3 protein-coding genes and 1 pseudogene are annotated in these 3,624 nt (G+C 41.3%); all 4 read left to right on the top strand.

Annotation, left to right across the window (positions count from 1 at the left end; all coding sequences use genetic code 11):
* Positions 1–829 (top strand): annotated as a pseudogene (locus tag ALKIM_RS20405) (IS91 family transposase); the annotation flags it as partial.
* Positions 830–1,209: 380 nt separating this feature from the next.
* Positions 1,210–2,814, top strand: coding sequence for an apiosidase-like domain-containing protein (locus ALKIM_RS17050; RefSeq protein ID WP_044117638.1), 1,605 nt, complete (start codon positions 1,210–1,212; stop codon positions 2,812–2,814).
* 138 nt (positions 2,815–2,952) lie between these two features.
* Entirely contained in the window at positions 2,953–3,390 is a 438-nt protein-coding gene (locus ALKIM_RS17045) for a nucleoside hydrolase (protein ID WP_052345149.1), read from the top strand.
* A 30-nt stretch (positions 3,391–3,420) separates the two neighbouring features.
* A partial coding sequence (locus tag ALKIM_RS20400) for an IS1/IS1595 family N-terminal zinc-binding domain-containing protein (RefSeq protein WP_449353780.1) occupies positions 3,421–3,624 on the top strand: 204 nt, incomplete at its 3' end.

The following is a 3,624-nucleotide window of genomic DNA, read 5'->3' as shown; positions in this document are numbered from 1 at the left end:
CAATAATTTTGTTCCACGCCACCAGAGGTATACTGCACAGCTTTGGGTACACGCATTACGGTTGTGAAACCGGAGCCGTTGCGGTGTTACACACTTGGGGGCAGAACCTTTCATTGCATCCGCACTTGCACTGCATTGTTCCGGCAGCAGGATACTCGTTGTCGGGAAAATGGCGCCATATCGGCAAATATGAAAATTATCTCTATCCGGTGCACCAGTTGAGTGCTGCCTTTAAAGGTAAATTTCTGGACAGCATAAAAAGAGAACTGCGAAAACTATCTGCAATGGATGGCTTCAAAGTCTGCATTGAAGCCGCTCATCAAAAAAGTGGGTCGTCTATTGCGAACCCTCAATGGCTGGCGCCGAACATGTCATCAGGTATCTGGGGCAATACACCCATCGCATTGCCATCAGCAACCAGCGGATATTGAATGTTGACTCAACAAATGTCACTTTCGTGGCTAAAGACTACCGCGACCGGGCACAAATAAAACCGGTATCCCTGAACGGAGAAGAGTTTCTGCGTCGATTCTCTTTGCATGTTATGCCAGATGGTTACGTGCGTATCCGTCGGTTCGGTATTTATCATCACACCACAAAACTCCATCTGGATTTGCAATTTGTGCCCGATGAAAAGCCTGACATTGACCAGATGACAGCTAAACAAAAGCCCGAAACGGCTCCAGAGCGCATTTTAAGATTGACAGGATTTGACATAACCAAATGTCCGCATTGCAAAACGGGTCGTCTGATTGTCATCAGAACCCTGCCCAGGATTCGGTCACCCGCAGGGCATCTGCCTTCTATGCTTTTTGATAAGTTGCAGTAACCAACATTACATTCCCTTTAAAAACTTCATTCACATGAGGTTCGGCATCGTATTGCCTTGACGGTGGGTTTTAAGCCCAAAAGAAGCTGGTTTTCAACATTTGAAACACAAAGACCACTCATCTCTTAAACCGATAAGGTTAAAAACAGCACGAACGCAGCATAGGCGTTCTTGCCAAAAACATCAAAAACCGACAAAAAGTCCATAGTTACCAGTTGTAGTTCAGACGGGATGTCGTTCAACCTGGAATAATCGCTGGGTCGTGCCGACCGCTCATATTCCTATATATTTGTGGTTGTTTTTATTGAAAAGGTTAAATCGTTTTATTCATGAATATTTACTGTGTTATGAAATATCTACTTGTTTTTAGCTTAATGATAATGTCAATTTCCTGTCAATCTTCATATCCTGAGGTTGAGCAATGGCATACATATGAAATTACTCTTTCTTCAACAAATAGTTATGATAATCCATACACCGATGTTGATGTCTGGGCAGTATTCTTTAATCAGGCAGGTGACACACTAATACGTCCAGGATTCTGGAGTGGAGGAAATAGTTGGAAAATTCGGTTTGCCACTCCCGATGACAGTTCCTTTTGGAGTTGGAAATCATTTAGTTCAAACATTAATGATAGCAATCTTCACGGCAAGATGGGTCGGATTAAATCAATCCCATCAAAAAGTACAAATCGCCTTTTAACAAATGGATTACTCGAAATGTCACCCGTGGGTCGTAATGTAGTTCACAAAAATGGACAATCATTTGTTATCGTTGGAGATACTCCATGGGCTCTTCCTTTTCGAGCAACAATTGAACAAGTTCAGGAGTATGCATCTTTTCGAAAGGCTCAAGGTTTTAACACAGCTCTCCTGATGGTTGTTCAACCTGACATGGATGCAGATGGGCCTTCTGATAGAGGTGTATGGGAGGGTTTCGCAAGAGGCTTTTTTGATTTGCATAAAGGTCATATAAACCAGTTAAATCCTGAGTATTTTAATTATTTGGATACACTTATTGATATTCTAATTGAAAATGAAATTGTGCCTGTTTATCAGCCTTTATTTCATGGTTTTGGATGGAAAGGGTTACGGGTTTTAGGTAATGAAGTTGATTCAGATGAATATGTTCGGTTTTGTAAATACCTCCTCGCCCGATATGGTAGCAAACCAGCTATGTGGTTGTTAAGTGCAGATAACGATGGGAAAGGGCCTGGAATTGTTGAAAGTGGATTAATGCTGGAAGAGTGGGATTGTTATTGGCAACCTACCGGCCTGCATTACAACCCATGTAGTGATTTTCAGGCTCCATGGGCAGATGAGATTGATCATGTGAGATGTTTTCATTATGATAAGTCATATCAGGATGCTGAATGGTTGGATTTTCAGTGGGCACAAACAGGACATAGTGGAGTTCATGATTTTTCCAAGGTATGGAGAATGTACGATAATCATCCGATAAAGGCTGTTGCAAACGGTGAACCTACATACGAAGGTATGGGAGGAGGAAGTTCTGGTTTAGGCTGGTGGCAGGGTCACGATGCGTGGATGCAATTAATGTCAGGTGGAACCATGGGCGTAGTATATGGCGCTGCTGGGCTTTGGCAATGGCAGGTTACTTATGATGAGCCTGGATGGGATAGTTGGGCCTCCCAACGTATGAGCTGGAGAGATGCCATGAAACAGGATGGAGCAAATTACGTTGGTTTAATATCCAGAGTGTTTAATGACTTGAACGTTCGTGATATAGAACGCAGGTGGGATTTAAATATAGAAAACCATCCAATGTTGGTAAAGGGTAAACACCTATATATTGCATATCTTCCTCAAGGAGGAGTTATAACCATTCCCCAATTAGCAGACGATATGAACTACAAATGGTTTAATCCGGTAACGGGCCTGTTTACCAATCTAAATCCAACTTTTGGGACAATTAGTTTTACCGCTCCCGAAATCAAACCATACGTACTGGTGATTACCCGATAGCATGATAGGATAGGATTTATTTAGGAATCTATAACTTAATCTTAATAGTTGATATAAATGAAGATAATAACCCCTTTTAGTTTGCTGATATGCTGCTACATCCTCTTCTGGTCTTGCGTATCATATGACCATAGTGATATGGCAATTAATGCTATTCCTGTGAAAGTAATTTTTGATACAGATATGGGGTCTGATTGTGACGATGCGGGAGCTCTTGCTGTGCTGCATGTCCTTGCTGATAGAGGCGAAGCCGAGATTTTAGCTTGCATCTATAGTTCAGGTACTGTTCCATTTGGCGCAGGAGTCATCGAAGCTATCAATATTTATTACAATCGCCCTCATATTCCAATAGGAGCAAATTATGATCCGGAGGTGGGTGATCCTCATGACAAAATGGACGCTGAGAAGCTAGCCAAAGATACTACTGCATTTAAGAACAGAATTATTACCAATTTTGATGTGCCTGAGCAAACTCGCTTAAACCGTAAGGTGCTTATTGAGCAGGAGGACAATAGCGTTGTATATATAACAGTGGGCCATACAAAAGGATTGTATGATCTGTTTGTATCGATATAATAGCAAAAAATAGTTGGTAGAAACCTCTGTATGCATTGTATCTATTGCGATTTGAAAGAGTTTATTGAAATTGGTTTCAATAAACTCTTTTTTATGATAATATCCAAGAAAAAGCGCTGTTGGAGTTGTGATAGTTTAGATGTAATTAAGTGGGGAAAACAGCAAGGTAAGCAACGCTTCAAATGTAAAAATTGTGGTATACTGTTCACCTTTACAAATCAAGGAGTAAGTCGT

Origin of the sequence: Alkaliflexus imshenetskii DSM 15055 (assembly GCF_000517065.1) — a bacterium.
GTDB lineage: Bacteria > Bacteroidota > Bacteroidia > Bacteroidales > Marinilabiliaceae > Alkaliflexus > Alkaliflexus imshenetskii.
The sequence above is the reverse complement of the archived record's forward strand: the minus strand, read 5'-3'. Positions and strand labels throughout refer to the sequence as shown.